The sequence below is a fragment of the Microbacterium sp. NPDC055502 genome (assembly GCF_053643635.1).
Map to the genome: position 1 here is coordinate 555,414 of NZ_JBSHKJ010000002.1, position 25,932 is coordinate 581,345.

Consider the following 25,932-nt stretch of genomic DNA (forward strand, 5'->3'; position numbering starts at 1 on the left):
ATGTTCGCTGGAATGCAAGGCTGGCACCTGCTGATCGTGCTCGCCGTCATCCTCCTTCTCTTCGGCGCTGCCAAGCTGCCGGCGCTCGCGAAGAGCATGGGGCAGTCCGCCCGCGTGTTCAAGGGTGAGATGAAGGCGATGAAGGAAGAAGATGCGACGCGCGCCGAGTCCGCCGTCGCTGAGCCCACCTCGGTGAAGGACACGGGCGCCGAACCTGAGACTCCGCCTCGCGCCTGACCGGCCGTGGCAGCCATCGAACCGACCGTGAAGGCGAAGGCCGACCGGGATCGGCGGATGTCGCTCGGCGCGCATCTCGTCGAGCTGCGGAAGCGTCTCATGTACGCTGCCCTCGCGCTGGTGGTCGGCATGGTGATCGCGTTCATCGTCGCGGACCCGGTCATCCACTTCATCACGGAGCCCATCCGGATCATCACCGAGAAACGCGGCGACGATTTCAGCGCGCTGAACTTCGGCACGGTGACCGCGGCCTTCGACATGCGCATGCGCATCGCCTTCTCGATCGGGCTGTTCCTGTCCGCGCCCATCTGGCTGTGGCAGGTCTGGGCGTTCATCATGCCGGGGCTCACGCGCAAGGAGATCAAGTACACGGTCGGCTTCGTGCTCGCCGCGGTTCCGCTCTTCTTCGCCGGCTGCTACCTCGGCGTCATGATCATGCCGCACGTGATCGAACTCATGTGGAGCTTCACCCCCGAGGGCGGGACGAACTTCTACTACGCGCAGGAGTACTACGACTTCGTCTTCAAGCTGATGATCGTGATCGGGGTGTCGTTCGTGCTCCCGGTGTTCCTGGTCGCGCTGAACCTGGCCGGCGTCATGTCGGGTCGCGCCATCCTCAAGGGTTGGCGAGTCGCGGTCCTCATCGCGACGATCTTCGCCGCCCTCGCGACTCCCGCCGCCGACGTCGTGAGCATGCTGATGCTCGCCGGGATCCTCATCGTGCTGTTCTTCGCCGCCGCGGGACTCTCTCTGCTCTTCGATCGGCGCAAACGGAAGAGGGATGCGGCCGCCGGCATCGTCCCTGACGCCGTATGAGTTCTCCGTCCGACCGTTACGCGCAGGCGCAGGACGCGGCGAGCCATCCGCAGACCGTCGCCTTCGCCGCGCGCCAGCGATTCCAGCTCGATCCGTTCCAGGTGGCCGGGTGTCACGCCCTGGAGAACGGGCGCAGCGTGCTGGTCGCGGCGCCGACCGGGGCGGGCAAGACGATCGTCGGTGAGTTCGCGATCCACCTCGCGATGCAGAGCCCGACGGACAAGGCGTTCTACACGACGCCGATGAAGGCTCTGTCGAACCAGAAGTTCCGCGAGCTCGTCGACGTCTACGGCCCCGACGAGGTCGGGTTGCTCACCGGCGACACGAACATCAACGGCAACGCCCGCATCGTCGTGATGACGACCGAGGTGCTGCGGAACATGATCTACGCGGACTCCGCCGCGCTCCGCGACCTGCGCTACGTCGTGATGGATGAGGTGCACTACCTGGCCGACCGGTTCCGCGGAGCCGTGTGGGAGGAAGTGATCATCCACCTGCCCCCGCGCGTGCGTCTGGTCTCCCTCAGCGCGACGGTGTCGAATGCGGAGGAGTTCGGCGACTGGCTCGACACGGTGCGGGGCGACACGGAGGTGATCGTGTCCGAGGTGCGGCCGGTGCCCCTGGAGCAGCACGTGCTCGTGCGCGACGACCTGCTTCCGCTGTTCGACGACAGGGCGGGTCTCGCGACGGCCCAGGTCAACCAGGAGCTCATGCGGATCCGCTCCTTCACGGGCTCGACGTACGAGGCGAATCGGCAGGCGCAGTCGTATCGCAGCAACCGTCACGCTGGACGGCAGGCGCAGCGCCCGCCTCGCGGCGGACGACGCCCGGTGCGCTCGGCCAACGCGCGTCGCATCGAGCGGATGGATCGCCCGGATGTGGTCGAGCTCCTGGAGCGGTCGAGTCTCCTGCCCGCCATCTTCTTCATCTTCAGCCGTGTCGGCTGCGATGCCGCCGTGCAGCAGGTCCGGCGCGCGGGCATCCGCCTCACCTCGAACGAGGAGCGGGCCGAGATCCGCGCCATCGTCGAGGAGCGCACGCGCACCCTGCAGGACGAGGATCTCGGTGTGCTCGGCTACTGGGAGTGGCTCGACAACCTCGAGCGCGGCGTGGCCGCCCATCACGCCGGTCTGCTTCCGGCGTTCAAGGAGGTCGTCGAGGAACTGTTCCAGCGCAAGCTCGTGAAGGTCGTGTTCGCGACCGAGACGCTCGCTCTCGGCATCAACATGCCGGCCCGGACCGTCGTGCTGGAGAAGATGGAGAAGTTCAACGGCGAGGCGCGTGTCGCGATCACGTCCGGTGAGTACACGCAGCTCACCGGGCGGGCGGGTCGCCGGGGGATCGACGTGGAGGGCCACGCGGTCGTGCAGTGGACCGAGGGCATGGATCCGCAGGCCGTGGCCGCCCTCGCCTCCCGACGCACGTATCCGTTGAACTCCAGCTTCCGGCCGACCTACAACATGGCCGTCAACCTGATCGACATGTTCGGGAAGGGCAGGGCGCGGCAGATCCTGGAGTCGTCGTTCGCGCAGTTCCAGGCCGATCGCGCCGTCGTCGGCCTGGCGCGCCAGGTGCGTGAGGCGGAGGAGTCTCTTGCCGGTTATCGCTCCGCGATGGCCTGCGAGCACGGCGACTTCCCCGAGTACGCCGCGATCCGCCGTGAGCTCAGCGACCTGGAGAAGAAGAACCGGCAGGACGCGAACGCGCCGCGTGCCGCACGGGACAAGCGGATGAAGCGCATCCAGTCGTTGCGCACGCAGATGCAGCGACATCCCTGCCACCGCTGTCCGGATCGCGAGGCGCACGCGCGGTGGGCCGAACGCTACTGGAAGCTCAAGAGGCAGACCGATCGCACGCGCCGCCAGATCGAGAACCGCACCGGGACCGTCGCGCGGGTGTTCGATCGCGTGGTGGAGGTGCTGGAGACACTCGACTACCTCCGCCGAGACGACGACGAGACCCTGCTGACGGAGGCCGGCCGCACCATGCGGCGGATCTACGGGGAGCGTGACCTCCTAATCGCCGAGTCGCTGCGTCAGGACCTCTGGAAGAGCCTGGACGCTCCGTCTCTCGCCGCCATGGCGTGCTGCCTCGTGTACGAGCCGCGGCGGGACGAGTCGAACACGGGGGAGCGAGGTCTGCCCCGGGGGCCGTTCCGCGCCGCGTACGACCGGACGACAGCCCTCTGGGCCGAGCTGGACGACCTCGAGCGGGATCACCAGCTGCCCGGCAGCGAGCCCCTGGCCGCTGGCCTTGCGGGGGCGATGCACACCTGGGCGCGTGGGGGTGCGCTCGACCGCGTCCTGATCGACGCCGACATGGCCGCCGGAGACTTCGTCCGCTGGGCGAAGCAGACGATCGACCTGCTGGACCAGCTCTCGATCGTCGCCGAAGACCCCGCTCTCGCGCGCACCGCTCGGCTCGCCCTCGACGGCGTGCGGCGGGGCATCGTCGCCTACTCGTCGATGTGAGGGTGAGCGCCGTGACCGATCCGTCCGTCCCCGTCCGCCCGCGTGCCCTCCTGCCGCTGTGGGGCGCCGTGCTCGCTGCTGTCGGGGCGGCGGTGCTCATGGATCTCGCGTTCCCCGAGGCCGCGGTCTGGATCCTCGCGTTCCCGGCCACCGGGCTCCTGCTGCTGGCGTTGATCGGGCGACGGGCGGGCGGCGCCCTGCTCGTCGGCCTCGTGTACGGCGTCGTCTTCTTCGGTCTGCTGGTGTCCTGGACCTCCCGCTACCTCGGGCCTTTGCCCTGGGCGGCGCTCAGCGTCGTCGAGGGTGCGCTGACCGCGGTCGCGCTCGTCCCCATCGCCCTGGCCTACCGCTGGCTTCCGCGGGCATTCCCCGGCACGGCTGGCCGCCTGTTCATCCTGCCGACGGTGGTCGCCGCACTGTGGGTCGGGCGGGAGCTCTTCCTGGGCTGGTGGCCCTACGGCGGATTCCCGTGGGCGCGCCTGGGCATGAGTCAGGCCGAGAGTCCGCTCGCTCCGGTCACCTCGTGGCTGGGGGTCAGCGGGCTGAGCTTCCTGATGGTGCTGCTGACGGCCATGGTGATCGAGCTGGTCCGGACCGGGTCCTGGCGGCGTCCGCTGCGGCTGGTCGTTCCCGCAGCAGTCGTGGTGGTGCTGATGTTCACCCCGCTGTTCCCGACGGCAGCCACGGGGACGATGCGCATCGGAGCCGTGCAGGGGAACGGACCGACGGGCTACTTCGACTCGCGCGAACCGTTCTCCGTGATCCAGGCCCAGACCGAGGCGACTGCGCCCCTCTACGGCGAGGATCTCGATCTGCTCGTGTGGCCGGAGGGATCCCTCGACGCCGATCCCGCCGAGAGCTCGGCTCTCGCCCGCCGGATGACCCTGGTCGCCAATCGGGTGGATGCCCCGTTGCTCGCCAACGCGGCGACCGCGCGAGGCGACCGCTTCTACAACACGTCGATGCTGTGGACCCAGAGCGGTGAGGCGTTGCAGTCGCACGACAAGCGCCACCCCGTGCCGTTCGGTGAGTACGTTCCCGACCGCGCCTTCTTCAATGCGCTGGTCCCTGATCTGATCGGGCTCATCCAGCGCGAGTACACGCCGGGCACGAACGCTCCCATCGTCGAGGTCGACGGTGTGAAGGTGGGTCTCGCGATCTGCTTCGACGTGATCTACGACGACGTGATCCTCGAGGGTATCGGCGACGGCGCGCAGGTGCTGGTGTTCCAGACCAACAACGCGGACTTCCGCGGTACCGACGAGAACCTCCAGCAGCTCGCGTTCGCGCGCATGCGGGCGATCGAGACGGGCCGGAGTGTGGTGAACATCTCCACGGTCGGAACGAGTCAGGTGATCCGCCACGATGGCCGGACCATCACCAGCCTGGACGCGGATGAGGCCGGAGCGATGCTCGAGGATGTCGAGCTGCGCTCCGGCCTCACGGCGGGTGTCGTCCTGGGCCCCTGGGTGCAGCAGGTGCTGCTGTGGGGTGGGGTGGGCGCGCTCGTGGTCGGGTGGTGGCGCGCCCGTCGGCGTTAGGCGCCGATCTTCTCCCTGGTGGGATCTTCTCCCGCGCCGCGGCGGGCACGGATGAAGGCGAGCCGCTCTTCGAGGAGCTCCTCGAGCTCGGCGCGGGTGCGGCGCTCCATCAGCATGTCCCAGTGCGTGCGGGCGGACTTCTCGTCGCTGGCCTCGATGGTGACGGACTGACCGTCGACCTGCAGTCGGGCCTCAGCACCGCAGGCGCGGCACTCCCAGGTCTGCGGGGGTTCGGCGTCGGCCGCGAACATCAGGGTGGTGTCGTGTCCGCACGTGTCACAGGTGTAGGTGGTCTCACGGCGCTCCATGAAAACGACGCCCTCTTCGCTCTGTAGGCTCTGGGCGCCGAGTCGGATGCCGCGCAGGCTGCGATCTGCCATTGTGTGGTCCTCTCGTCGCTGTCAGGTATAACGCTCGAGCCTGTGGGCTTCATCCACGTGACCGCGATCTCGGCGGTATTCACAGTGGAATCCCAGCGCCGGCGGGTAAAGAGCTCGCCCTACTCTGGAGCGAGGACCGCGACCGCGAGGTCGGCGCGGTCCGACACGATCCCGTCCACCCCCATCCGGTGGAGGCGACGCATCTCATCCGGGTCGTTGACCGTCCAGACGTGCACCTCGATCCCGGCCCGATGCGCCGCCCGCAGGAGCGCGGGGGTGAGGACGGTCAGGGCGCCACGACGCTCCGGTATCTGGAGCGCGTCGATGTCACGCAGGGCACGCGCGGGGGAGAGGCGGAGGGCCGACAGTGCGCGGGCCGAGGCGATCGTGCGGCGTCCGCCCGACGTGGCGGGGCGCTGCGCGGCCCCGGCGCGTCTCACTTCCTCGACCGTCGCTCGACGGCTCGCGTCGGAGAAGCTCGTGATCAGGACGCGCTCGGTGTGCGGGGCGAGGACGGGGCCGAGGAGTCCGGCCGCAGCCGGCGTCTTGACGTCGATGTTGAAGCGCACGTCGGGGAAGGACGAGAGTGCATCACCGACGGTGAGCAGCCCGCCGTGATCGGCGAAGAGTGCACGCAGCTCACGGGTGCGGACCTCGGTCACCGCGCGCGAGTCGTCAGCGAGGCGGCGCAGGTCGGGGTCGTGCACCAGGACGACGTCCCCGTCGGCGGTCACCTGGCAGTCGGTCTCGATGTACTCGACGCCGGCCGCGTGCGCGGCGGCGAAGGCCCCCGCCGTGTTCTCCCACACCCCGGATTCCTCGCCTGCGGCGGTCACCAGACCGCGATGCGCGAAGATCCGCGGGGAGCGGGCGTTCGAGAAGAACGGGTGCGTCACACGCGGGGTGCGGGGTCCGTGGGCCCCTGGCCCGGCTTCGGGGTGAAGGCGCTGCCGATGCCCTTCAGTGCCTCCGTCAGTTCGCTGGGCACGATCCACAGCTTGTTGGACGGGCCCTCGCTGATCTTCGGCAGCATCTGGAGGTACTGATACGCGAGGAGCTTGTCGTCGGGAGCGCCCTGATGGATCGCGCTGAAGACGTTCTGGATCGCCTCCGCCTCGCCCTGGGCACGGAGCACGGCCGCCTGCTTGTCGCCCTCCGCCCGCAGGATCTCCGCCTGCCGCAGACCCTCCGCCTCGAGGATGGCGGACTGCTTGGTGCCCTCCGCCGTGAGGATGGCGGCACGACGGTCCCGCTCGGCGCGCATCTGCTTCTCCATGGAGTCCTGGATCGAGACGGGCGGGTCGATGGCCTTCAGCTCGACGCGACCGACGCGGATGCCCCACTTGCCGGTGGCCTCGTCCAGCACCACGCGGAGCTGCCCGTTGATGTTGTCGCGGCTGGTCAGTGCCTCTTCGAGGTTGAGACCGCCGACGACGTTGCGCAGGGTGGTCGTGGTGAGCTGCTCGACGGCGCCGAGGTAGTTGGCGATCTCGTATGTCGCCGCGCGCGCGTCCGTCACTTGGAAATAGACGACCGTATCGATCGACACGACCAGGTTGTCCTCCGTGATCACCGGCTGGGGCGGGAAGGAGACGACCTGCTCGCGCATGTCGATCAGCGGGCGGAGGCGATCGATGAAGGGCACCAGGATGTTCAGCCCGGGGGAGAGGGTCTTGTGGTAGCGCCCGAGCCGCTCGACGACACCCGCGGTCGCCTGGGGGATGATGCGGATGGCCCTGGCGATGGTGACGATCACGAAGATGATGACCGCGATCACCAGGATCCAGATGATCACCGTGGGGATGAACGATGCGTCGTCCACGTGTTCTCCTAGTCGTTGAGGGGACGGACGATCGCCGTGGCGCCGTTGATGGCGGTGACGGCGATCGGAGCGCCCTGGGGGATGGGCACGGGGGAGGACGAGCGGGCCGTCCAGGTGTCGCCGTTGGCGAGCTTGGCTTGCCCGGACACCTGCGTGATGTCGCTCAGTGCGAAGCCGCGCAGATCGACCAGAGCATCCACGTTCGACCGGGCCGGGTCGGCGCCGCGATGCAGCCGCCGCAGCAGCGGAGGCCGGAGGAACAGGATGAAGAGGGCGGCAGCGATGCCGGCGATGATGATCTGGATCCACACCGGCACGCCGAGGAAGTCCGTGACGAGTCCGACCAGGCCGCCGAAGCTGAGCATGAGGAACGTGAAGTCCAGCGAGAGCATCTCGATCACGAGGAAGACGGCGATGAGGACCAGCCATCCGATCCACGCCCACTGGTCGATGAACACGACGAAAGTCGAGAAGTTGTCCATTCGGCCTCCTTTGTGGTCAACGTATCACGCGCTGCCCCGGCGATCGGGGTGCCCTCGCGACCGCTTGGTAATGTGAGAGAGCCGTGCGCTCACGGCGTTTCACGCATCATGAGGAGTCACCGTGACCGACGTTCTTCCCGCAGGATCCCTCGACGGCAAGGTCGCCCTCGTGACCGGCTCGTCCCGGGGGATCGGCGCCGACACCGTCCGCTACCTCGCCGAGGCGGGCGCCGACGTCGTGATCAACTTCCGCAACAAGGCTCCGCGCGCGGAGAAGCTCGCTGCACAACTGCGCGAACTCGGTCGGAGGGTCCTCGTCGTCGGCGCGGATCTGACTGACACGGCGTCGGTGGACGCCATGTTCGACGCGGTGCGCGCGGAGTTCGGCCGCCTCGACGTGCTCGTGCTCAACGCCTCGGGCGGTATGGAGTCCGGGATGGCGGAGGACTACGCCCTCACGCTGAACCGCGACGCGCAGCTGAACGTGCTGAACGCGGCCACCCCGTTGCTCGACGACGGCGCCCGTGTCGTCTTCGTGACGAGCCACCAGGCCCACTTCATCCGCACCACCCCGACGATGCCGGAGTACGAGCCGGTCGCCCTCTCCAAGCGCGCCGGTGAGGATGCGCTGCGCGAGCTCATCCCCGGTCTCGCCGAGAAGGGCGTCGGTTTCACCGTGGTCTCCGGCGACATGATCGAGGGCACCATCACGGCCACGCTCCTGGAGCGTGCGAACCCCGGGGCCATTGCGGAGCGCCGCGAGTCGGCCGGGCGCCTGTACAACGTGTCCGAGTTCGCGGCCGAGGTCGCGAAGGCGGTCATCGATCCGGTCCCCGAGGACAACACGCGGCTCGTCGGCGACGTGAGCGCCTTCACCGCCTCCTGATCCTCGGATACGACTCCGCCCCGGCCCGCTTGTGCGGCACCGGGGCGGAGTCGTCTCGTGAGGTCAGACGGCGGGGGAGCCCTGCACGTCGGCGATCACGTTCTTCTCGTCCTTGCCCAGCGTGATGGCCCGGACGATCTGGACGATGCCGAGCACGATCAGCGAGATGCCGAGGAGCAGCCAGAACGCGAAGCCCGCGATGGCCGGCGAGAACAGCACGATGATTCCAGCGACGATGCTGAGGATCGCGTAGAGCACGGTCCAGACGCGGGACCCGTCGCTGCCGAGGAGCGAGAGGGCCACGACACCGTCGACGATCCAGCTCACGCCGATGAAGATGACCACGACCAGGGCGAGCGTCGCCGCCGCCACGTTGAGGTTGAAGAACGCGATGACTCCGGCCGCGATGTACAGCAGGCCGAGGACGATGTGGCCGACCCGTGCCCAGCCACCCTTCGCCTGCGAGAAGATGCCGAGCCCGATGTAGACGATGCCGGCGACGACGAGGTACGACGCGAAGATCGCCGTGACGATGACGGCCGACTTGACCGGCCAGACGAGCAGGACGATACCTGCGAGCAGGGCGAGCGCGCCGGACACGGCGAGGGCGATGCGGATGGAGGAGAAGAACGACTTCGTCTCGTTGATTGCTTCAGACATGGTTGGGGACCCTTTCTGAGAAGATCCTGTGAGGATGCCCCCAGGGTAGCGCTCGGCAGGCGTTCGCGGGGGAGGACCGCCGGAACGCGTCGCACTCCGACACCACGCGACACCCCACGTCATGGCAGGATCGTCTCGTGATGGCGGTGGATGATGCCCGGCTGCGTGAGCTCGTCCTGATGCGCATGGTGCGGGACCGGATCGATCGCGAATACGCCAGACCGCTCGATGTCGAGGCGTTGGCCCGCGGCGTGCACATGTCGGCGGGGCACCTGAGTCGTCGGTTCCGTGAGACATACGGCGAGTCGCCGTACGCGTACCTCATGACGCGCCGGATCGAACGTGCGATGGCGCTGCTGCGTCGCGGAGATCTCAGCGTGACCGAGGTCTGCTTCGCGGTGGGCTGCTCATCGCTCGGAACGTTCAGCACGCGGTTCTCGGAGCTGGTCGGTGTCCCACCCAGCGTGTACCGTGAACGCGCCGCCACCGTCGAGGGGATCCCGTCGTTCCAGGCGAAGCAGGTCATCCGACCGATCAGGAATCGAGAAGCGCCGCGTCCCGACGCGGACCTAACGTGAGCATCATGAACATCAGCATCCACTACGCGTTCCTCCCGCACACCGACGCCGAGGCGGCGCTCGGGTTCTACCGCGACGCCCTCGGCTTCGAGGTGCGCAACGATGTCGGCTACGACGGGCTGCGTTGGCTGACCGTCGGCCCGACGGACCAACCGGAGACCTCCCTCGTGCTGCATCCGCCGGCGACGGACCCGGGCATCACCGACACCGAGCGGCAGACCATCCTCGAGCTGATCGCGAAAGGAAGCTACGGCGCGCTCACCCTCGCGAGCGATGACCTCGACGCCGTGTTCGAGCGTCTCGTGGAGGCGGGGGCCGATGTCGTGCAGGAGCCGATGGATCAGCCGTACGGCGTGCGCGACTGCGCGTTCCGCGACCCGGCGGGCAACCTCCTCCGTATCAACCAGGCCGGCTGACGCCACCGGCGACGCCGCCCCGAACAGAAGGACACCGATGACCGCTGCACCGCACCCCGCGGACACCCACGACCTGATCCGCGTGCAGGGTGCGCGCGAGAACAACCTGAAGGACGTCAGCGCCGACATCCCGAAGCGACGGCTCACGGTGTTCACCGGTGTGTCCGGCTCGGGCAAGAGCTCGCTGGTCTTCGACACGATCGCCGCGGAGTCCCGCCGCATGATCGACGAGACGTACAGCGCGTTCGTGCAGGGATTCATGCCGTCGGTGCCGCGCCCCGACGTCGACGTCCTGGAGGGTCTGACCACCGCGATCATCGTGGACCAGGAGCGGCTGGGCGCCAACCCGCGCTCGACCGTCGGGACCGTGACCGACGCGAACGCCATGTTGCGCATCCTGTTCAGCAAGCTCGGGCAGCCGTACATCGGGGGACCGACCGCGTTCTCGTTCAACATCCCGACGCAGAAAGCCAGCGGCGTCATGACCGGGCCGGGCGGCGAGAAGAAGATCGTGAAGGACGCGATCTACCTCGGCGGCATGTGCCCGCGCTGCGAGGGCAGGGGAGCGGTGTCTGACCTCGACCTGTCGCAGATCGTCGACGAGTCCCGGTCGCTCGACGAGGGCGCCATCATGGTGCCCGGGTACACGGCAGACGGCTGGATGGTGAAAGGCTTCTCGCAGTCGGGCTTCTACCCCGCGGACAAGCCCATCGCGGAGTTCACCGAGAAGCAGCGGCACCTCTTCCTCTACGGCGAGGTCACCAAGGTGAAGATCTCGGGCATCAACATGACCTACGAGGGCCTGATCCCCAAGATCACGAAGTCGATGCTCTCCAAAGACCTCGACGCGCTGCAGCCGCACGTCCGTGCGTTCGTGGAGCGCGTCGCCACGTTCGCGGTATGCCCGGAGTGCGACGGGACCCGCCTCACCGAGGGCGCGCGGTCGTCGAAGATCGAGGGGATCAGCATCGCCGACGCGTGCCGCATGCAGGTGACCGATCTCGCCGCCTGGGTGCGAGGCCTGACGCTTCCCGGGGCTGCGCCTCTGCTGGAGGCCCTCAGCGCGAACCTCGACGCTTTCGTCACGCTGGGCCTCGGCTACCTCAGCCTGGAACGCCCGTCCGGGACGCTGTCGGGGGGTGAGGCGCAGCGCATCAAGATGCTGAGGCACCTCGGGTCCGCGCTCACCGACGTCACGTACGTGTTCGACGAGCCGACAATCGGCCTGCATCCGCACGACATCCAGCGCATGAACAGGCTGCTGCTGCAACTCCGGGACAAGGGGAACACGGTCCTGGTCGTGGAGCACAAGCCCGAGACGATCGCGATCGCCGATCACGTGGTCGACCTCGGTCCAGGAGCGGGGAGCGCGGGCGGCGAGATCTGCTTCGAAGGTACGGTCGACGGATTGAAGGCCAGCGGCACCCGCACGGGAGAGCACCTGGACGACCGCGCGAAGCTCAAGCCCGCCGTGCGCACGGGCGCGGGGCGGATCGAAGTCCGCGACGCCTCGACCAACAATCTGCAGAACGTCGATGTCGACATCCCGACGGGCGTGCTGACGGTCGTCACGGGTGTGGCCGGATCCGGCAAGAGCTCCCTGATCCACGGCTCGGTGTCCGGTCGCGAGGGCGTCGTGGCGATCGATCAGTCCGCGATCAAGGGGTCGCGGCGCAGCAACCCCGCGACGTATACCGGTCTGCTGGAGCCCATCCGCAAGGCCTTCGCGAAAGCCAACGGCGTGAAGCCCGCTCTGTTCAGCGCGAACTCCGAGGGCGCGTGCCCCACGTGCAAGGGCGCCGGCGTCATCATCACGGAGCTCGGGTTCATGGACACGATCGAGACACCCTGCGAGGACTGCGGCGGTAAGCGCTTCCAGGCGGCGGTCCTCGAGTACACCCTCGGAGGCAAGGACATCACCGAGGTGCTCGATCTGCCCGTTGCGGAGGCGCGGGCCTTCTTCAGTGAGGGCGAGGCGAAGCTTCCCGCGGCGGCCGCGATTCTGAGCCGCCTCGAAGACGTCGGTCTGGGCTACCTGTCGCTGGGCCAGCCCCTGTCGACGCTGTCGGGCGGAGAACGTCAGCGCATCAAGCTGGCCATCCAGATGGGGGAGAAGGGCGACATCTACGTGCTCGACGAGCCCACGACGGGGCTGCACCTCGCGGACGTCGACACGCTCCTGGGGCTGCTCGACCGGCTCGTGGACGCGGGCAAGACCGTGATCGTCATCGAGCACCATCAGGCGGTCATGGCGCACGCCGACTGGATCGTCGATGTCGGACCCGGCGCCGGGCACGACGGCGGCCAAATCGTGTTCGAAGGGACGCCCGCAGATTTGGTATCCCAAAAATCGACGCTCACGGGGGAGCACCTGGCGGAGTACGTGAGCGGACGCTGATCACGCAGACGTGATCGCCACGGGACCGCGTCGTGCGTGCGACGACGCGGTCCCGTTCGGCGGAGCGTTCACGTCGACGCGGATCGGCGAGAGAGGCGTCCAGCGCCGCACCGTTCGGGAATCGATACAACTGGACCTCGTGGGGCGCGTCGTCACCGGATGTGGAGATCGCACGCTGCAGGAGAACGCCGCCGTGGTCTGGAAGGAACGCCAGCACCACGTCTTCATAGCGGCTCAGTTCCACGGCCAGCCCGGGACGCGCCCAGAGCAGGCAACACAACTCGATCGGGCGTTCGTGTGCAGCGTTCCTGGGTTCGATCATGACAGCGTGTGGGCGACGTCGCTCAGCCGCGGTGCCCCTCGTGCATTAACCGATAATGCACATTATGTCAGGTCAGACGAGAAGCGGGTGGGGTCGTCGACCCTGCCGCCTCTCCCCGCCGCCCTTCCCCGCCACCGCTGCACGAGCGCTCAGGCGGTGCGTCTCGCAGTACCGTCGGTCGACCGGTAGGGATTCGCGCGGTCTTGACGCGGCCGCTCAGCTCCAGAGGGCTTCGACGACCACGGGTACGGCATCGGAAACGTCGTAGGAACGAACCCACCGCGGTCGCACGATGACGAGCGCGAATCCAGGATCGGTCACGCGCGATCCCGGAGCGTGCAGCACGAACACCGGCTCCAGCTCCTTCGCCCGCGCGGCCGAAGCCACGTCGGCGCTCCCCTCGAGCTGCAGGGTCACCGCCCCCTCTGTGCCCACCACGAGCGCCACCGCCCCGTTGCCCACGAGGTTCGCGACCTTGCGAGACTCGGAGCGGCTCGTGAACAGGATCGTCCCGTCGTCGAGAGCCACCATTCCAACGAGCGCGGCCTCCGGCTCGCCGCCCGCTGACACGGTCGCCGCGACGCCGCGCCCGTGCTCACGGATGAACATGACCACCGAAACTCTGTCGTGGGGATCGATGGCCATGCTCACGAGACTAACGCCGTCGCCCCGGACTCACGCGGCCGACCAGACTCCCAGCTCGTTGCCCGACGGGTCCGCGAAGTGCAGCCGTCGTCCGCCCGGGAAGTCGTACGGCTCCTGCAGGATGCGCCCGCCGGCGGGTTCGATCGCGTCGCGCGTGGCATCGAGGTCGTCGGAGTAGAGCAGCACGAGGGGGCCTCCGACGGGCCGCGGCTCCTCGGCGAGGAGCAGTCCCCCGACCTCGCTGCCGTCTCCCCTGCCCGAAGCGATCCCGGCGTACGTGGGGCCGTAGTCGACGAACTCCCACCCGAACGCCGACGCATAGAACTGCTTCGCTGCGGCGAGGTCGGTGACGACGAGCTCGACATAGTCGATGGTGTGGTGCTGCGAGGTTCCTGTCATGCGGCGAACGCTACCGGCGGGCACCGACATCGCGCTCGTCCGGCGCGTCGGCGGGCAGGAGTAGCGTGGAACGGTGCCGCCCCTCTCCCCCGCATCCGCCTCTCCGGGGTGGCGCGCGTGGACCATCTGGTCGGTCGGTGTCGCCGCCTACGTGCTCGCGATCACCAACCGCACCTCGCTGGGGGCCGTGGGTGTCGAGGCGGCGGATCGCTTCCAGGCCGACGCATCCACCCTCGCGCTGTTCGCCGTCGTCCAGCTGGCGGTCTACGGCGGGATGCAGATCCCGATCGGCGTGCTCCTCGACCGCTACGGGTCGCGGCCCATCATCACGGTCGGGATGCTGCTCATGGCGGCCGGGCAGCTCACCATGGCGCTGTCCCCGAGCGTCGGCATCGCCATCGTCGCGCGTGTGCTCCTGGGCGCGGGCGACGCCGCGGTGTTCCCCGCCGTGCTGCGCCTCGTGGCGACCTGGTTCCCCGCGCAACGCGGACCGCTCATGGTGCAGTTCACCGGGATCATCGGTCAGGCGGGGCAGCTCATCGCCCTGGTACCCGTCGCTGCACTGTTGCACGCGACCACATGGAGCATCACGTTCGGCAGCATCGCCGGGCTCGGACTGCTGTTCACGGTGCTGGTCTGGCTCGTCATCCGCAACCATCCGCCGGAGCGGGGCGCGGACGTGACGGTGAACACGGACACCGGCGTCGTCCGCGTCGTCACGTCCGCCATCGACACCGGCGTCGGAATCCGGGCGGCGTGGGCGCACCCGGGAACCCGCCTCGCGTTCTGGTCCCACTTCACCACCCCGTTCGCCGGCACGGCCTTCGTCCTCCTCTGGGGCATGCCGTTCCTCACCGTCGGCGAAGGGCTTCGGCCCGCGGCTGCCGCTGGGATCATCTCGATCTACGTGGTCGCCGGAATGGTCCTGGGGCCGGTGATCGGCGATCTGTCGCGGCGCCTTCCGAACCACCGTTCCCTCGCCCTCGTGCTCCCGGCTGTCGGGGTGCAGGCGGCGGCATGGATCGCGGTGATCGCCCTCCCCGGGCCGGCTCCGGCGTGGCTGCTCACCGTGCTCGCCGTCGCCCTGGCCACCGGGGGCCCGGCATCGATGATCGCGTTCGACCACGCCCGCACCCACAACCCGAGCCACCGGCTGAGCACCGCCACCGGCGTCACCAACGCGGGGGGCTTCATCGCCGCACTCCTCGCGATCTTCCTGATCGGGCTGCTCCTCGACGTGCAGGGCGCAGGCACGCCCGAGACCTACTCCCTCGAGGCATTCCGGCTGGCGTTCCTCGCGCCCCTCCCCCTCTGGGCGCTGGGTGTGACCTTCATCCTGATCGAACGCAAGCGCACACGCATCCGCATGGGTCTGGATCCCGAGCGACGCCGGCGCTCGCCCCTAGGATGAGCGCATGGCCTCCGCTCCCCCTTCGGCTCCTTCCCGTCTCGACGAGTCGGACCGGCGGCGGATCGCTCGCGTCCCCCGTGGCGTCACGGCCGGTCTGATCCTCGCCGCGCTGTGGCTGCTCGCCGGGGGTGCCGCGAGGCTCTGGGGCTCCGACATCGTGGTCACCCGACTCCTCAGCTTCTTCGGCGTCGGTCCCGTCCAGGCCAACACCTGGGGCCTCCCGGCGGCATGGACGCCTGTCATGCTCGTGCTCGTGGCGGCGGTGCTGGCATCGGTCACCTGGTTCGTGTCCGACCGCGTCGCTCCATCCGGCCGCGGCATCTGGGCTCTGTGGTTCGCCGCCGTCATCGCGGGGGCCGTGCTCGGGCTCGGGCTGGACGCGATCCGGGCGATCTCGTACCTGCAGGACTTCGGCCTGCGCGGACTCACCGTGGCCGTCGTGGAAAGCGCCCCCGTGACGACGTACTGGGCGGTGATGAGCGGCTGGATCCCGGCCGTCCTCCTCGGCCGTCGTGACGGGCAGGCGGCTCCGCCGGTTCGAGCGCGCACCGCGCTGATCAGTGCGCTCGTCAGCGTCGCGCTGTTCGTCGTCGGCGGCGGGCTCGCCGACGACGCGCGACAGCAGGACATCATCCGCGAGAACGCCGCCCAGCAGGCGACGACGGACGAGACCGGCGCGCTCATCGATCCGACCGCCGTCGGCGATCCCGTCGCCGAGACCGCTCCGGGCGTCGGTGCACCGACCCTCCAGACCGACGCCTGCACCGGCGACCGCGCCACGCTGCTCATCGGTGCAGCGGACGGAGCCACAGGACACCGGGCCCAGGCGATCCACCTGGTCAACGTGAGCGAGCAGCCGTGCGTGATCGAGGGCTATCCGGACATCGCCTTCGCCGACCAGAACGGACACGCGCTCGACGTCGAGGTGGTTCCGGGATCGTCGTTCCTCGCCACGGACGACGGGAGCGCCACGATCACCGTTCCCCCGCAGGGACAGGCGACCGCGGTGCTCGGCTGGGACGCCAACGCGACCGCGGGGGCGCTCGTGGCACGGCAGCTCTACGCAGCTCGCCTTCCGGGGCTGGAGCGCGGTTCGTGGCCGGTCGAGCTCGACATCGTCGCGGGATCCACCGTCGAGGTCACGGCGTGGAAGCTCGACACGTCCGCCGGGGCAGCCCCGTAGCCGGTACGCTCCCTGTCTTCAGCGCAGCAGGTGCTGGACGGTCTCGAGGACGAGCTCCACGCTGACGCGCTCCGGGACCTCGGCGTCGCCCGCTTCGAACTCCGCCAGCTCGACACCGCGGACGCTCTCAGCCGGGAGCGAGGCGAACAGCGCGGCGATCTGGTGCGGGAGCAGCCCGTCGCCCACGCGGTACGCGGCGGGGATGTACCCGGGCTCGAGCACGTCCCAGTCCACGTGGATCCACACGGGTCGTCCGGCGACCAGCTCCCGGAGTCGCTCCGGGGTGCTCTCCCCCGGGCTGAGCACCGTGACGCCGTTGGCCGCCAGCAGCTCGGCCTCCGCGGGGTCGATGTCGCGCCCGCCCACCACGACCACCTGGCGCGGATCCACCCCCGCACCGTGACCGCTGTCCCAGAGCCCGCAGGCGGCCGCGAGCACCATGCCGCCGAGGTAGCCCGATCCGGTCGTGTCCGGTGTGTTGAAGTCGCCGTGCGCGTCGATCCACAGCACGACCGCATCGGGGTGATGCTCCGCGACGGCCGGGAGGGTGCCGAGGCTCGCGGCGCAGGTGTTCGTCACGAGCAGCGGGGTCGCGCCCGAGGAGATCGCGGTATCGACGGCGTGACGCAGGCCCGTGAGCGTCGTCGCCGCGGCCGGCAGCGCCTCGCTCCAGTCGTCCTGGCGGGAAGCGTCGGGAGTGCCCACCACCTGCGCGTCAGTGCCGAGGAGCGCGGACAGGGCGTCGGCCACGAGCCGGGCGCCCACCAGGGCCCCGTCGGTGCGGTCGGCCACACGGCCCTGGGACAGGATGAGCGAGAACGGGGAGGACATCCCCCCAGTCTCCCATCCTCGCCCGGCACGGCCGCGACGACTCAGCGGCGGCGGGGCGTCCAGCCGCCCGGCAGCGGCCCGTCGACGGTGGCGCGCGCGCGGTCGCCGGCGGCCGACCACCCCTGGGCCTCTCCCTCGCGATCGAAGCCGCCGCGAGCGACGCGGAAGCCCACGTCGTCATGGTGCATCCGGGGCGCTCCCCCGCGGCGGACGGACGCACGCACGCTCCACGCCTCGTCGGCGAACCCGCCCCCGCGGAAGACGCGATAGTCGTCGTACCGCGCAGGGTCGAGCAGGTCCCAGCACCACTCCCACACGTTGCCGAGCGTGTCGAACAGCCCGTGGAGGTTGGGCAGCTTCCCGCCGACGTCCTGCGGCGCGGAGACGTGATCAGCCGCTGTCCACGCCGCATCGGCGAGTGGTGCATAGTGCGGGCCCGCGGAACCGGCACGGCACGCGAACTCCCACTCCGCCTCGGTCGGCAACCGGTACCCGTCCGCCGTCGTGTCCCAGGTCACGTCCTCGCCGTCGAAGCGGTACACGGGGTCGAAGCCCTCCCACTCCGACGCCGCATTGCAGAAGTGCACGGCTCGCAGCCAGCTCACGTCGGCGGCCGGGCGGCGGGGATGTCGCACGGTGACGCCCAGCACCTCGGCCAGTTGCTCCTCCGTCACCGGGAAGACGCCGAGCAGGAACGGCTCCAGGGTTACCTGCCGCGTCGAACGCGTCCGTGCATCGTGCAGTGTGACCTCTCCGGCGGGAAGGCGCGTCAGCTCGATGTCGCTCACGCGGGCGTGCACTCGATCCAGGTCGGGTACTTCGCCGTGCGCCCGTCACCCGAGGAGGTGCGGGTGACCCGGCGGCGCACCCAGGGACCCACGAACTCGCGATAGTACGCGAGACCCGACGGGCCGAGACCCGGGCGGTCGAGCGGCGCCCACCAGGCCTCCGGGGGTTCGAAGCCCAGTGCGTGGAGCACCCGCGCAGCTACCCGGTGATGTCCGGCGGCGTTCATGTGCAGGCGGTCCTCCGACCAGTACGGCGGCTTCGAGAGCTCGCGGTCCGGCCAGTTCAGGGCGCGGATCACATCAGGGCGATCCTCGATGCGGCGCAGCACGGCCTCCGACAGCAGGTCGCCCCGGCGTTGCACGAGCGACCCCATGGGCAGCTGGCCGCTCGGGTTCGCTCCGGAGAGCAGGATCATGGTGACGCCCTCCTCGTCGCAGCGCCGGAGCACGCGGCTGAACGCGTCGGCGATGTGCTCGGGATCGGCCCGCGGACGGAGCATGTCGTTGCCGCCCCCGTTGAACGACAGATGGGTGGGGCGCAGCGCCAGCGCGGGCTCGAGCTGCTGCTCCACGATCGGCCAGGCGAGCTTGCCGCGGATCGCGAGGTTGGCGTACTGGATCGGGTGACCGGCGGCGTCGGCCCACCCCTGTGCCGCGATGTCCGCCCATCCGCGCTCGCGCCCGTCGGGCAGCACATCCCCCACGCCCTCCGTGAAGGAGTCGCCTATCGCCACGAATCGCACATCGGTCACGGACCCAGCCTATTGCCGTGCCCGGACAGCGGCGTCAGCGGTCGTCGAGGGCTGCACCGCGTCGATCCACGAGCCCCCACGACGCCCCCGCCGCGAGGAGGAAACAGGCGGCGAAGACGACGAAGAGCACCGGCGCACCACCCGCGAGGAGCAGCACCGGGGCCGCGATCGGTGCCACGACCGAGGCGATGCGGCCGATGCCCGCGGCCCATCCGGCGCCCGTCCCCCGCAGCGAGGTCGGATAGATCTCCGGTGTCACCGCGTACAGTGCCCCCCAGGCGCCGAGGTTGAAGAACGACAGCGCCATACCGGTCGCGATGATCGCGGCCTCGGTGCTCGCGGTGCCGAAGAGCACGGCGGAGACGGCCGAGCCGAGGAGGAACACCGACAGCGTGACGCGGCGCCCCCACACCTCGATCAGCCACGCGGCCACCGCGTACCCCGGCAGTTGCGCGAGCGTGATGATGAGCGTGAAGCCGAACGACCGCACGAGGTCGAAACCCGCGTCGACGAGGATGCTCGGAATCCAGATGAACGCTCCGTAGTACGCGAAGTTCACGGACAGCCACACCAGCCACAGACAGAGCGTGCGCACGCGGAACTCCCGGTTCCACAGCGTCGCGAGCCTCGCCCCGGCCGTGGCGGCGATCGCCCGCGAGGCCGGCTCCTTGCGGATCGCGGGGGCCGCCGTCATCCCCGCCTCGGCCTCGAAGGCGGACACGATCCGGTCGGCCTCCGCGATCCTGCCGCGGGAGGCGAGCCAGCGCGGCGACTCCGGAAGGCCCCACCGCACGATGAGCGCGTAGACGGCGGGGATCGCACCCACCGCGAACGCCCAGCGCCACCCGGACTCCGAGGCCGGGATCACGAGGAAGCCGATCAGCGCGGAGGCGGTCCAGCCCACGGCCCAGAACGCTTCGAGGATCACGATCAGGCGTCCCCTGATGCGTGCCGGGGCGAACTCGCTGACGTACGTCGAGGCCACCGGAAGCTCGGCGCCCAGTCCGAGGCCGACGAAGAAGCGCAGCACCAGCAGGGCCGCCACTCCCCCGACGAGGGCGCTCGCTCCGGTGGCGACGCCGTACACGAGGAGCGTCAGGGCGAACACCTGACGACGGCCGAACCGGTCGGCGAGCAGTCCCCCGAGCGTCGCCCCCACAGCCATGCCGACGAAGCCGATCGATGCGATGAGCCCCGCTTCGCCCTTCGACAGGTCCCACTGCTGCGTGAGCGCCGCGATGATGAACGAGATGAGACCGACGTCCATCGCGTCCAGCGCCCACCCCACCCCGGAGCCGGAGAGCACTCGCAGGTGCCGGCGCGTGAACGGAAGGACATCGAGGCGCTGGGCGAGCGAGGTGCGGCTCGGCAGGGCGGTGTTGGCCATGCCACTCATCGTAGAGGCGGGCGGGCGCGGTGCCCGCCCGCCCGCCGTCGTCAGTCGCGGTCGGCCAGCAAGCGCCGCACGCGCGGAATCACCTCGGTGCCGTAGAGCTCGATGCTGCGCATCATCGCCTCGTGCGACAGGGTGCCGGTGGCGTACTTGAGGTCGAAGCGGCCGAGGCCGAGGGTCGTCACCGTGTCGGCGATCTTCGTCGCCACGCGATCGGGCGAACCGGCATAGAGCGCGCCCTCCGGCCCCACGTCGTTCTGGAAGCGCGCACGGCTGTACGGCGGCCATCCACGCTCGCGTCCGATGGTGTTGTTCATCGCCTCGAAGCCCGAGTACGCGGCGTCCCAGGCCTCGGCGTCCGTGTCGGCGATGTGTCCCGGCGAGTGCACCGCGACGGGGTGCGACGTCGTGCCGAACGAGGCGACGGAGCGGTGGTACAGGTCGACGAAGGGCCGGAACCGCGCGGCCGGTCCGCCGATGATCGCGAGCATCAATCCCAGACCATGGCGTGCCACGCGCACGACCGACTCCGGACTGCCGCCGACGCCGACCCACGTCCGCAGACCCTTCTCGGTCTTCGGGAAGACGTCGGCGTTCTCCAGCGATGCCCGCATGGTGCCCGACCAGGTCACCGGCTTCTCCTCCAGGAGGTGCACGAACAGGTCGAGCTTCTCCTCGAACAGCGTGTCGTAGTCGCGCAGGTCGTAGCCGAAGAGCGGGAACGACTCGATGAAGGAGCCGCGACCGAGCACGACCTCGGCGCGACCGTCGGACAGCGCGTCGAGCGTGGCGAACCTCTCGAACACCCGGACGGGATCATCGGAGGACAGCACGGTCACGGCGGTGCCGAGACGGATGCTCTTCGTCCGGCCCGCGATCGCCGCGAGCACCATCTCCGGAGACGACACCGCGAACTCGCGACGGTGGTGCTCCCCCACGCCGAAGAAGTCGACGCCGACCGCATCGGCCAGTTCTGCCTGAGCGACGACGTTGCGGATCGTCTGCGCCGCCGTGAGCAGCTCGCCGTCCTGATCCCGCGTGATGTCCCCGAAGGTGTCCAGCCCGAATTCGATGTCCATGTCATGCCTCTCTATTCAGCTGAATGAACAGCGGACGCCGAAGGGGCATTCCCGTGGACTCAGCGCGGAAGCAGAGCGCTGCGCAGCGTGTCGAGACCGACGCCGCCCAGGTCGAGTGCGCGCTTATGGAAGTCCTTGAAGGAGAACGCGTCGCCCTCCGCCTGCTCGACCGCGTCCCGCACCTGCTCCCAGATGCGCTGACCGACCTTGTAGGACGGCGCCTGCCCCGGCCAACCGAGGTAGCGGTTCACCTCGAACTGAACGAACTGGTCCGACATGTTCACGTTGCGGCGCAGGAAGTCGAGTGCATAATCCGCGTCCCAGACACCTTCGCCGTCGGGGCGGGGCTTGCCGAGGTGCACTCCGATGTCGAGCACCACCCGAGCGGCGCGCATGCGCTGTCCGTCGAGCATGCCGAGGCGGTCGGCGGGGTCGTCCAGATACCCGAGCTGCTCCATCAGACGCTCGGCGTACAGCGCCCAGCCCTCCGCATGACCGGACGTTCCCGCCAGCAGCCGGCGCCAGGAGTTCAGCTCGGCGCGGTTGTACACGGCCTGGGCGATCTGCAGGTGGTGACCGGGAACACCCTCGTGGTACACCGTCGTGAGCTCACGCCAGGTGTCGAACTCGGTCACGCCCTCGGGAACCGACCACCACATGCGACCGGGGCGGGAGAAGTCGTCCGTGGGAGCGGTGTAGTAGATCCCGCCCTCCTGTGTCGGGGCGATCATGCACTCGAGCGTGCGGATCGCTTCGGGGATGTCGAAGTGCGAGGCGCCGAGCTCCGCGACCGCGCGGTCGCTCGTCTCCTGCATCCACGCCTGCAGTGCCTCCGTGCCCACGAGCTTGCGTGCGGGATCGCCCTCGAGGTGAGCGACAGCCTCCTCGACCGATGCTCCCGGGAGGATCTCGTTCGCGATCGCCGTCTGCTCGGCGACCATCCGCGCGAGTTCCTCGCGGCCCCACTCGTACGTCTCGTCGAGGTCGATCGTCGCCCCGAGGAACCGACGCGAGTTGAGGGCGTAGAGCTCGCGTCCGACCGCATCCTGCTCCCCCGCCTCGGGGGCGAGCTCCTCGGCGAGGAAGCGGCGCAGTTCGCCGTAGGCCACGCGCGCGGCGGCGGAGTTGTCGGCGAGCGTGCGCGCGAGCGACGCGGGCAGCTGCCCCTCGTCCGGGTCGGCGTGCGCGACGAAGGCCGCGAAGAACCCGTCATCGGCGATGTAGCGGTCGATCTGCGTCGCGACCTCTGCGACCTGGCGCCGTGCGGGCGTGACCCCCTTGGCGATCCCCGTGCGCAGCGTCTCGACGTACCCGCGCAGGGCACCAGGGACCGCCGCGAGACGGGTCGAGATGACCTCCCAGTCGTCGACCGTCGACGTCGGCATCAGGTCGAACACGGCGCGGACGTCCTGCGCCGCGGAGGCGATCACGTTGAGGTCGCGCAGATGCCACTTCGCGTCGTGCAGTTCGAGGTCCAGGCGCAGCTCGGCGCTCAGGTCGGTCTTCGTGACTTCGTCGATCGCGTCGACGGGCTCGAGCGCGGACAGCTTGTCGAGCGTCGCCCTGGTCGCCGCGGCGACCTCTTCGTGGCCTTCCGGGCTCAGGTCGCCGAATCGATCGTTGACCTCCGAGCGACCGATGTAGGTGCCCAGGGTCGGGGCGAGCACGGCGATGGTGTCGACCCAGTCATCGGCGACCTTGTCGATGGCGGAGGGGGTGCGGGGTGCGGAAGTCATGGTTTCCAGCCTAATCCCCGACCCCTCGCCAGTGAGGTCAGTGCGCGGCCTCGTTCCAGTCTCGACCGCGACCGACCTGCACGTCGAGAGGGACCGAGAGCTGCGCGGCATCGCCCATGCGGGTGCGGACGATCTGCTCGACCCGATCCCACTCCCCCGACGCGACCTCCACCACGAGCTCGTCGTGGATCTGGAGGAGCACCCGGGACGAGAGCTCCGCGGCCTGCAGGTCGTCGTGGATGTGGAACAGCGCGATCTTCATGATGTCCGCCGCACTGCCCTGGATCGGGGCGTTGAGCGCGGCACGCTCGGCGTTCTCGCGCAGCACCCGGTTCGGGCTCGCGAGATCGGGGAACGGGCGGCGCCGACCGAAGATCGTCTCGGTGTAGCCGTCTTCCTTCGCCTTCATGACCGACGCGCGCAGGTAGTCGCGCACCGCGCCGAAGCGGGCGAAGTACTCGATCATGAGCTGCTTGGCCTCGGCCTGCTCGATGCGCAGCTGCTTCGACAGACCGAACGCCGACAGCCCGTAGACCAGACCGTACGACATGGCCTTGACCTTGGTGCGCATCGCCGGGGTGACATCGCCCGGCTCGACGCCGAACACCCGCGCACCCACGAACCGGTGCAGGTCTTCGCCGCTGTTGAACGCCTCGATGAGCCCCTCGTCGCCCGACAGGTGCGCCATGATGCGCATCTCGATCTGCGAGTAGTCCGCGGTCAGCAGCGTCTCGTACCCCTCGCCCACCTCGAACGCACTGCGGATCCGACGTGACTCCTCGGTGCGCACCGGGATGTTCTGCAGATTGGGGTCGGTGCTCGACAGCCGGCCGGTCTGGCTCCCCGTCTGCACGTACGTGGTGTGCACCCGATGGTCCGGTCCGATCGCCCCGTCCAGCGACTCGATGATCTGCCGCAGCTTGGTCGCCTCGCGGTGCTGCAGCAGCAGGCTCAGGAACGGGTGCGGGTGGGACTCCTGCAGATCGGCCAGCACCGCGGCGTCGGTCGAATAGCCCGTCTTGGTCTTGCGCGTCTTCGGCAGTTGCAGGTCTTCGAACAGCACCTCCTGCAGCTGCTTGGGCGAGCCGAGGTTGAACTCGCGCCCGACCACCGAGAACGCCTCCTGCGCGAGCACATCCGCTCGTGCCGCCAGCTCGCTCGAGAACGTGGACAGCACCTCGTGTGAGACGGCGACCCCCGCGAGCTCCATGTCGGCGAGGGTGAGCAGGGTCGGCAGCTCGATGTCGGTGAGCACGGCGGCGACCGGCTCCGGCAGGTCGCCGCGCAGCGCCTCGGCCACGCGCAGGACGAACCAGGCCTCCTGCGACGGTGTCGCCCCTTCGGTCTCGGGAACCAGCTGCGAGGGGTCGGCCTCGGGCAGCTTCTCTCCGAGGTAACGCTGCACCAGGTCGGACAGCGTCTTGTCGGGGAAGCTCGGGCGCAGGAGCCAGCCCGCGAGACTCGTGTCGTACGCCAGTCCGCCGAGCCGGATGCCCTGGCGCCGCAGCGCCTTCACCTGCGGCTTCGCGTCGTGCAGCACCTTCGGGGCAGAGGACTCGAGCCACTCGCGAAGAGCCGCGGCCGCGTCGTCGGACCAGTCGAGCTCGCGCAGCTCCGTCTCGGTGGCGGCCCCCAGGCGCACGGGAGCCCCCGCCGCGATCGTCACGCGCAGTGCCACATCGCTCTCCTGCGCGGCAGCCCACGAGGCGAGCTCGGCGCCGCTCACCTGCGCGGGAACGGGCATCTCGACCACGGCCGCCGGGTCGTCGGCCACCTCGCCCGCGCCCACCGCCTCGAACACCCGCGGCAGCAGCGTGCGGAACTCCAGGCGGGCGAAGATGTCGCGCACGGCCTGGGCGTCGATGGGCGTGACCGCGAGGTCTCCCGGGGCCACCGGCAGCTCGACGTCGGTCAGGAGGCGGTTCAGCTTGCGGTTGCGACGCACGTCGTCGATGTGGTCGCGCAGGTTGCCGCCCACGACGCCCTTGATCTCGTCGGCGCGATCGAGGAGCTCGTCGAGAGAGCCGAACTGGGTGAGCCACTTGACCGCGGTCTTCTCCCCCACCTTCGGGACGCCGGGCAGGTTGTCACTGGTCTCGCCCACGAGCGCCGCGATGTCGGGGTACTGTTCCGGGCGGACGCCGTAGCGCTCCTGCACGGTCGTGGGGTCGTAGCGCTTGAGCTGGGACACGCCCTGCACGGACGGGTACAGCAGGGTGATGTCGTCGGTGACCAGCTGGATGGTGTCGCGGTCGCCCGACACCACGAGCACGTCGTAGCCCTGCGCGGCGCCCTGGGTCGACAGCGTGGCGAGGATGTCGTCGGCCTCGATGCCCTCCTGCGTCAGGACGGGGATGGACATGGCCGCGAGACAGTCCTGCAGCAGCGGGATCTGGCCCTTGAACTCGGAGGGGGTCTCCGAGCGGGTGGCCTTGTACTCGGGGTACTCGTCGGTGCGGAACGAGTGCCGTGACGTGTCGAAGGCGATGGCGAGATGCGTCGGCTGCTCGGCCTTGATGAGGTTCACCAGCATCGACAGGAAGCCGTAGATGGCGTTCGTGTGCTGGTTGTCCTTGGTCGTGAAGTTGTCGACCGGGAGGGCGAAGAAGGCGCGGTAGGCGAGCGAATGGCCGTCGACGACCATGAGGGTAGGCTTTGCGGAGTCCGTCACCCTGTCAGCCTAACGAGGAGCACGGACACCCGCAG

The 25,932-nt window shown here is 69.4% G+C and carries 24 protein-coding genes; 10 read left to right on the top strand and 14 right to left on the bottom strand.

Annotation, left to right across the window (positions count from 1 at the left end; translation table 11 throughout):
* The 4 genes from tatA (at nt 1) to lnt (ending at nt 5,065) form a co-directional block, all read left to right on the top strand.
* The gene (gene tatA, locus ACWH95_RS13705) at nt 1-237 is read left to right on the top strand and encodes a Sec-independent protein translocase subunit TatA (protein WP_136032358.1); all 237 of its coding nucleotides are present in this window, start codon (nt 1-3) and stop codon (nt 235-237) included.
* A gap of 57 nt (nt 238-294) precedes the next feature.
* Entirely contained in the window at nt 295-1,053 is a 759-nt protein-coding gene (gene tatC, locus ACWH95_RS13710; RefSeq protein ID WP_136032443.1) for a twin-arginine translocase subunit TatC, read from the top strand.
* The gene (locus tag ACWH95_RS13715; protein ID WP_136037352.1) at nt 1,050-3,524 is read left to right on the top strand and encodes a DEAD/DEAH box helicase; all 2,475 of its coding nucleotides are present in this window, start codon (nt 1,050-1,052) and stop codon (nt 3,522-3,524) included. Before tatC ends, ACWH95_RS13715 begins: the two co-directional genes overlap by 4 nt.
* Before the next feature lie 98 nt (nt 3,525-3,622).
* The gene (gene lnt / locus ACWH95_RS13720) at nt 3,623-5,065 is read left to right on the top strand and encodes an apolipoprotein N-acyltransferase (RefSeq protein ID WP_454121003.1); all 1,443 of its coding nucleotides are present in this window, start codon (nt 3,623-3,625) and stop codon (nt 5,063-5,065) included.
* On the opposite strand, the gene ACWH95_RS13725 is transcribed toward lnt, so the two are convergent.
* The 4 genes from ACWH95_RS13725 to ACWH95_RS13740 form a co-directional block, all read right to left on the bottom strand.
* Nucleotides 5,062-5,445, bottom strand: coding sequence for an RNA polymerase-binding protein RbpA (locus ACWH95_RS13725; protein WP_136032364.1), 384 nt, complete (start codon nt 5,443-5,445; stop codon nt 5,062-5,064). The genes lnt and ACWH95_RS13725 overlap by 4 nt on opposite strands.
* Nucleotides 5,446-5,564: 119 nt before the next feature.
* Nucleotides 5,565-6,341, bottom strand: a complete 777-nt coding sequence (locus ACWH95_RS13730; RefSeq protein ID WP_454120825.1) for a glycerophosphodiester phosphodiesterase family protein — start codon at nt 6,339-6,341, stop codon at nt 5,565-5,567.
* Nucleotides 6,338-7,267, bottom strand: coding sequence for an SPFH domain-containing protein (locus ACWH95_RS13735; RefSeq protein WP_136032368.1), 930 nt, complete (start codon nt 7,265-7,267; stop codon nt 6,338-6,340). Before ACWH95_RS13735 ends, ACWH95_RS13730 begins: the two co-directional genes overlap by 4 nt.
* 8 nt (nt 7,268-7,275) lie before the next feature.
* On the bottom strand, nt 7,276-7,749 hold the full coding sequence (locus ACWH95_RS13740) for an NfeD family protein (RefSeq protein WP_136032370.1): 474 nt from the start codon (nt 7,747-7,749) through the stop codon (nt 7,276-7,278).
* Between the two features lie 121 nt (nt 7,750-7,870).
* Here ACWH95_RS13740 and ACWH95_RS13745 point away from each other — a divergent pair, with 121 nt between their 5' ends.
* The gene (locus ACWH95_RS13745) at nt 7,871-8,635 is read left to right on the top strand and encodes an SDR family oxidoreductase (protein WP_454120826.1); all 765 of its coding nucleotides are present in this window, start codon (nt 7,871-7,873) and stop codon (nt 8,633-8,635) included.
* A 63-nt stretch (nt 8,636-8,698) separates the two neighbouring features.
* Here the strand turns inward: ACWH95_RS13745 and ACWH95_RS13750 are convergent, their stop codons facing one another.
* Nucleotides 8,699-9,295, bottom strand: a complete 597-nt coding sequence (locus tag ACWH95_RS13750) for an HdeD family acid-resistance protein (RefSeq protein ID WP_454120827.1) — start codon at nt 9,293-9,295, stop codon at nt 8,699-8,701.
* 140 nt (nt 9,296-9,435) lie between these two features.
* Here ACWH95_RS13750 and ACWH95_RS13755 point away from each other — a divergent pair, with 140 nt between their 5' ends.
* Genes ACWH95_RS13755 through ACWH95_RS13765 form a run of 3 tightly spaced genes read left to right on the top strand, consistent with a single transcriptional unit; the run spans nt 9,436 to nt 12,687 of the window.
* On the top strand, nt 9,436-9,873 hold the full coding sequence (locus ACWH95_RS13755; RefSeq protein ID WP_454121004.1) for a helix-turn-helix transcriptional regulator: 438 nt from the start codon (nt 9,436-9,438) through the stop codon (nt 9,871-9,873).
* A gap of 5 nt (nt 9,874-9,878) precedes the next feature.
* Nucleotides 9,879-10,289: a VOC family protein gene (locus ACWH95_RS13760; RefSeq protein WP_136032376.1), complete on the top strand. Its 411-nt coding sequence runs from the start codon at nt 9,879-9,881 to the stop codon at nt 10,287-10,289.
* A 37-nt stretch (nt 10,290-10,326) separates the two neighbouring features.
* On the top strand, nt 10,327-12,687 hold the full coding sequence (locus ACWH95_RS13765) for an ATP-binding cassette domain-containing protein (RefSeq protein WP_454120828.1): 2,361 nt from the start codon (nt 10,327-10,329) through the stop codon (nt 12,685-12,687).
* 538 nt (nt 12,688-13,225) lie between these two features.
* Here ACWH95_RS13765 and ACWH95_RS13770 read toward each other — a convergent pair.
* Nucleotides 13,226-13,654, bottom strand: a complete 429-nt coding sequence (locus ACWH95_RS13770) for a pyridoxamine 5'-phosphate oxidase family protein (RefSeq protein WP_454120829.1) — start codon at nt 13,652-13,654, stop codon at nt 13,226-13,228.
* Between the two features lie 30 nt (nt 13,655-13,684).
* A complete protein-coding gene (locus ACWH95_RS13775) occupies nt 13,685-14,053 on the bottom strand; it encodes a VOC family protein (protein ID WP_136037347.1) in 369 nt (122 codons plus the stop codon).
* Between the two features lie 73 nt (nt 14,054-14,126).
* On the opposite strand from ACWH95_RS13775, the gene ACWH95_RS13780 reads away from it, so the two are divergent.
* Both ACWH95_RS13780 and ACWH95_RS13785 read left to right on the top strand, forming a co-directional pair.
* Entirely contained in the window at nt 14,127-15,464 is a 1,338-nt protein-coding gene (locus ACWH95_RS13780; RefSeq protein WP_454120830.1) for an MFS transporter, read from the top strand.
* Nucleotides 15,465-15,468: 4 nt separating this feature from the next.
* Nucleotides 15,469-16,647, top strand: a complete 1,179-nt coding sequence (locus ACWH95_RS13785) for a DUF4232 domain-containing protein (RefSeq protein ID WP_454120831.1) — start codon at nt 15,469-15,471, stop codon at nt 16,645-16,647.
* Nucleotides 16,648-16,665: 18 nt separating this feature from the next.
* Here ACWH95_RS13785 and ACWH95_RS13790 read toward each other — a convergent pair whose 3' ends face one another.
* Genes ACWH95_RS13790 through polA form a run of 7 tightly spaced genes read right to left on the bottom strand, consistent with a single transcriptional unit; the run spans nt 16,666 to nt 25,897 of the window.
* Nucleotides 16,666-17,478 carry an arginase family protein gene (locus ACWH95_RS13790; protein WP_136045223.1) on the bottom strand — a complete coding sequence of 271 codons (813 nt, stop codon included), beginning with the start codon at nt 17,476-17,478 and terminating at the stop codon, nt 16,666-16,668.
* A gap of 41 nt (nt 17,479-17,519) precedes the next feature.
* The gene (locus ACWH95_RS13795) at nt 17,520-18,266 is read right to left on the bottom strand and encodes a formylglycine-generating enzyme family protein (protein WP_454120832.1); all 747 of its coding nucleotides are present in this window, start codon (nt 18,264-18,266) and stop codon (nt 17,520-17,522) included.
* Nucleotides 18,263-19,009: an SGNH/GDSL hydrolase family protein gene (locus ACWH95_RS13800; protein WP_136037408.1), complete on the bottom strand. Its 747-nt coding sequence runs from the start codon at nt 19,007-19,009 to the stop codon at nt 18,263-18,265. The genes ACWH95_RS13795 and ACWH95_RS13800 overlap by 4 nt, the downstream gene beginning before the upstream one ends.
* A 43-nt stretch (nt 19,010-19,052) precedes the next feature.
* Complete coding sequence (locus ACWH95_RS13805; protein WP_136037342.1) at nt 19,053-20,405, bottom strand: MFS transporter; 1,353 nt, start codon at nt 20,403-20,405, stop codon at nt 19,053-19,055.
* Between the two features lie 50 nt (nt 20,406-20,455).
* Nucleotides 20,456-21,490 carry an LLM class flavin-dependent oxidoreductase gene (locus ACWH95_RS13810; RefSeq protein WP_241115011.1) on the bottom strand — a complete coding sequence of 345 codons (1,035 nt, stop codon included), beginning with the start codon at nt 21,488-21,490 and terminating at the stop codon, nt 20,456-20,458.
* Between the two features lie 59 nt (nt 21,491-21,549).
* Nucleotides 21,550-23,226, bottom strand: coding sequence for a DUF885 domain-containing protein (locus ACWH95_RS13815; protein WP_454120833.1), 1,677 nt, complete (start codon nt 23,224-23,226; stop codon nt 21,550-21,552).
* Nucleotides 23,227-23,263: 37 nt separating this feature from the next.
* Entirely contained in the window at nt 23,264-25,897 is a 2,634-nt protein-coding gene (gene polA / locus ACWH95_RS13820) for a DNA polymerase I (RefSeq protein ID WP_452312809.1), read from the bottom strand.
* Nucleotides 25,898-25,932 lie beyond the last annotated feature (35 nt).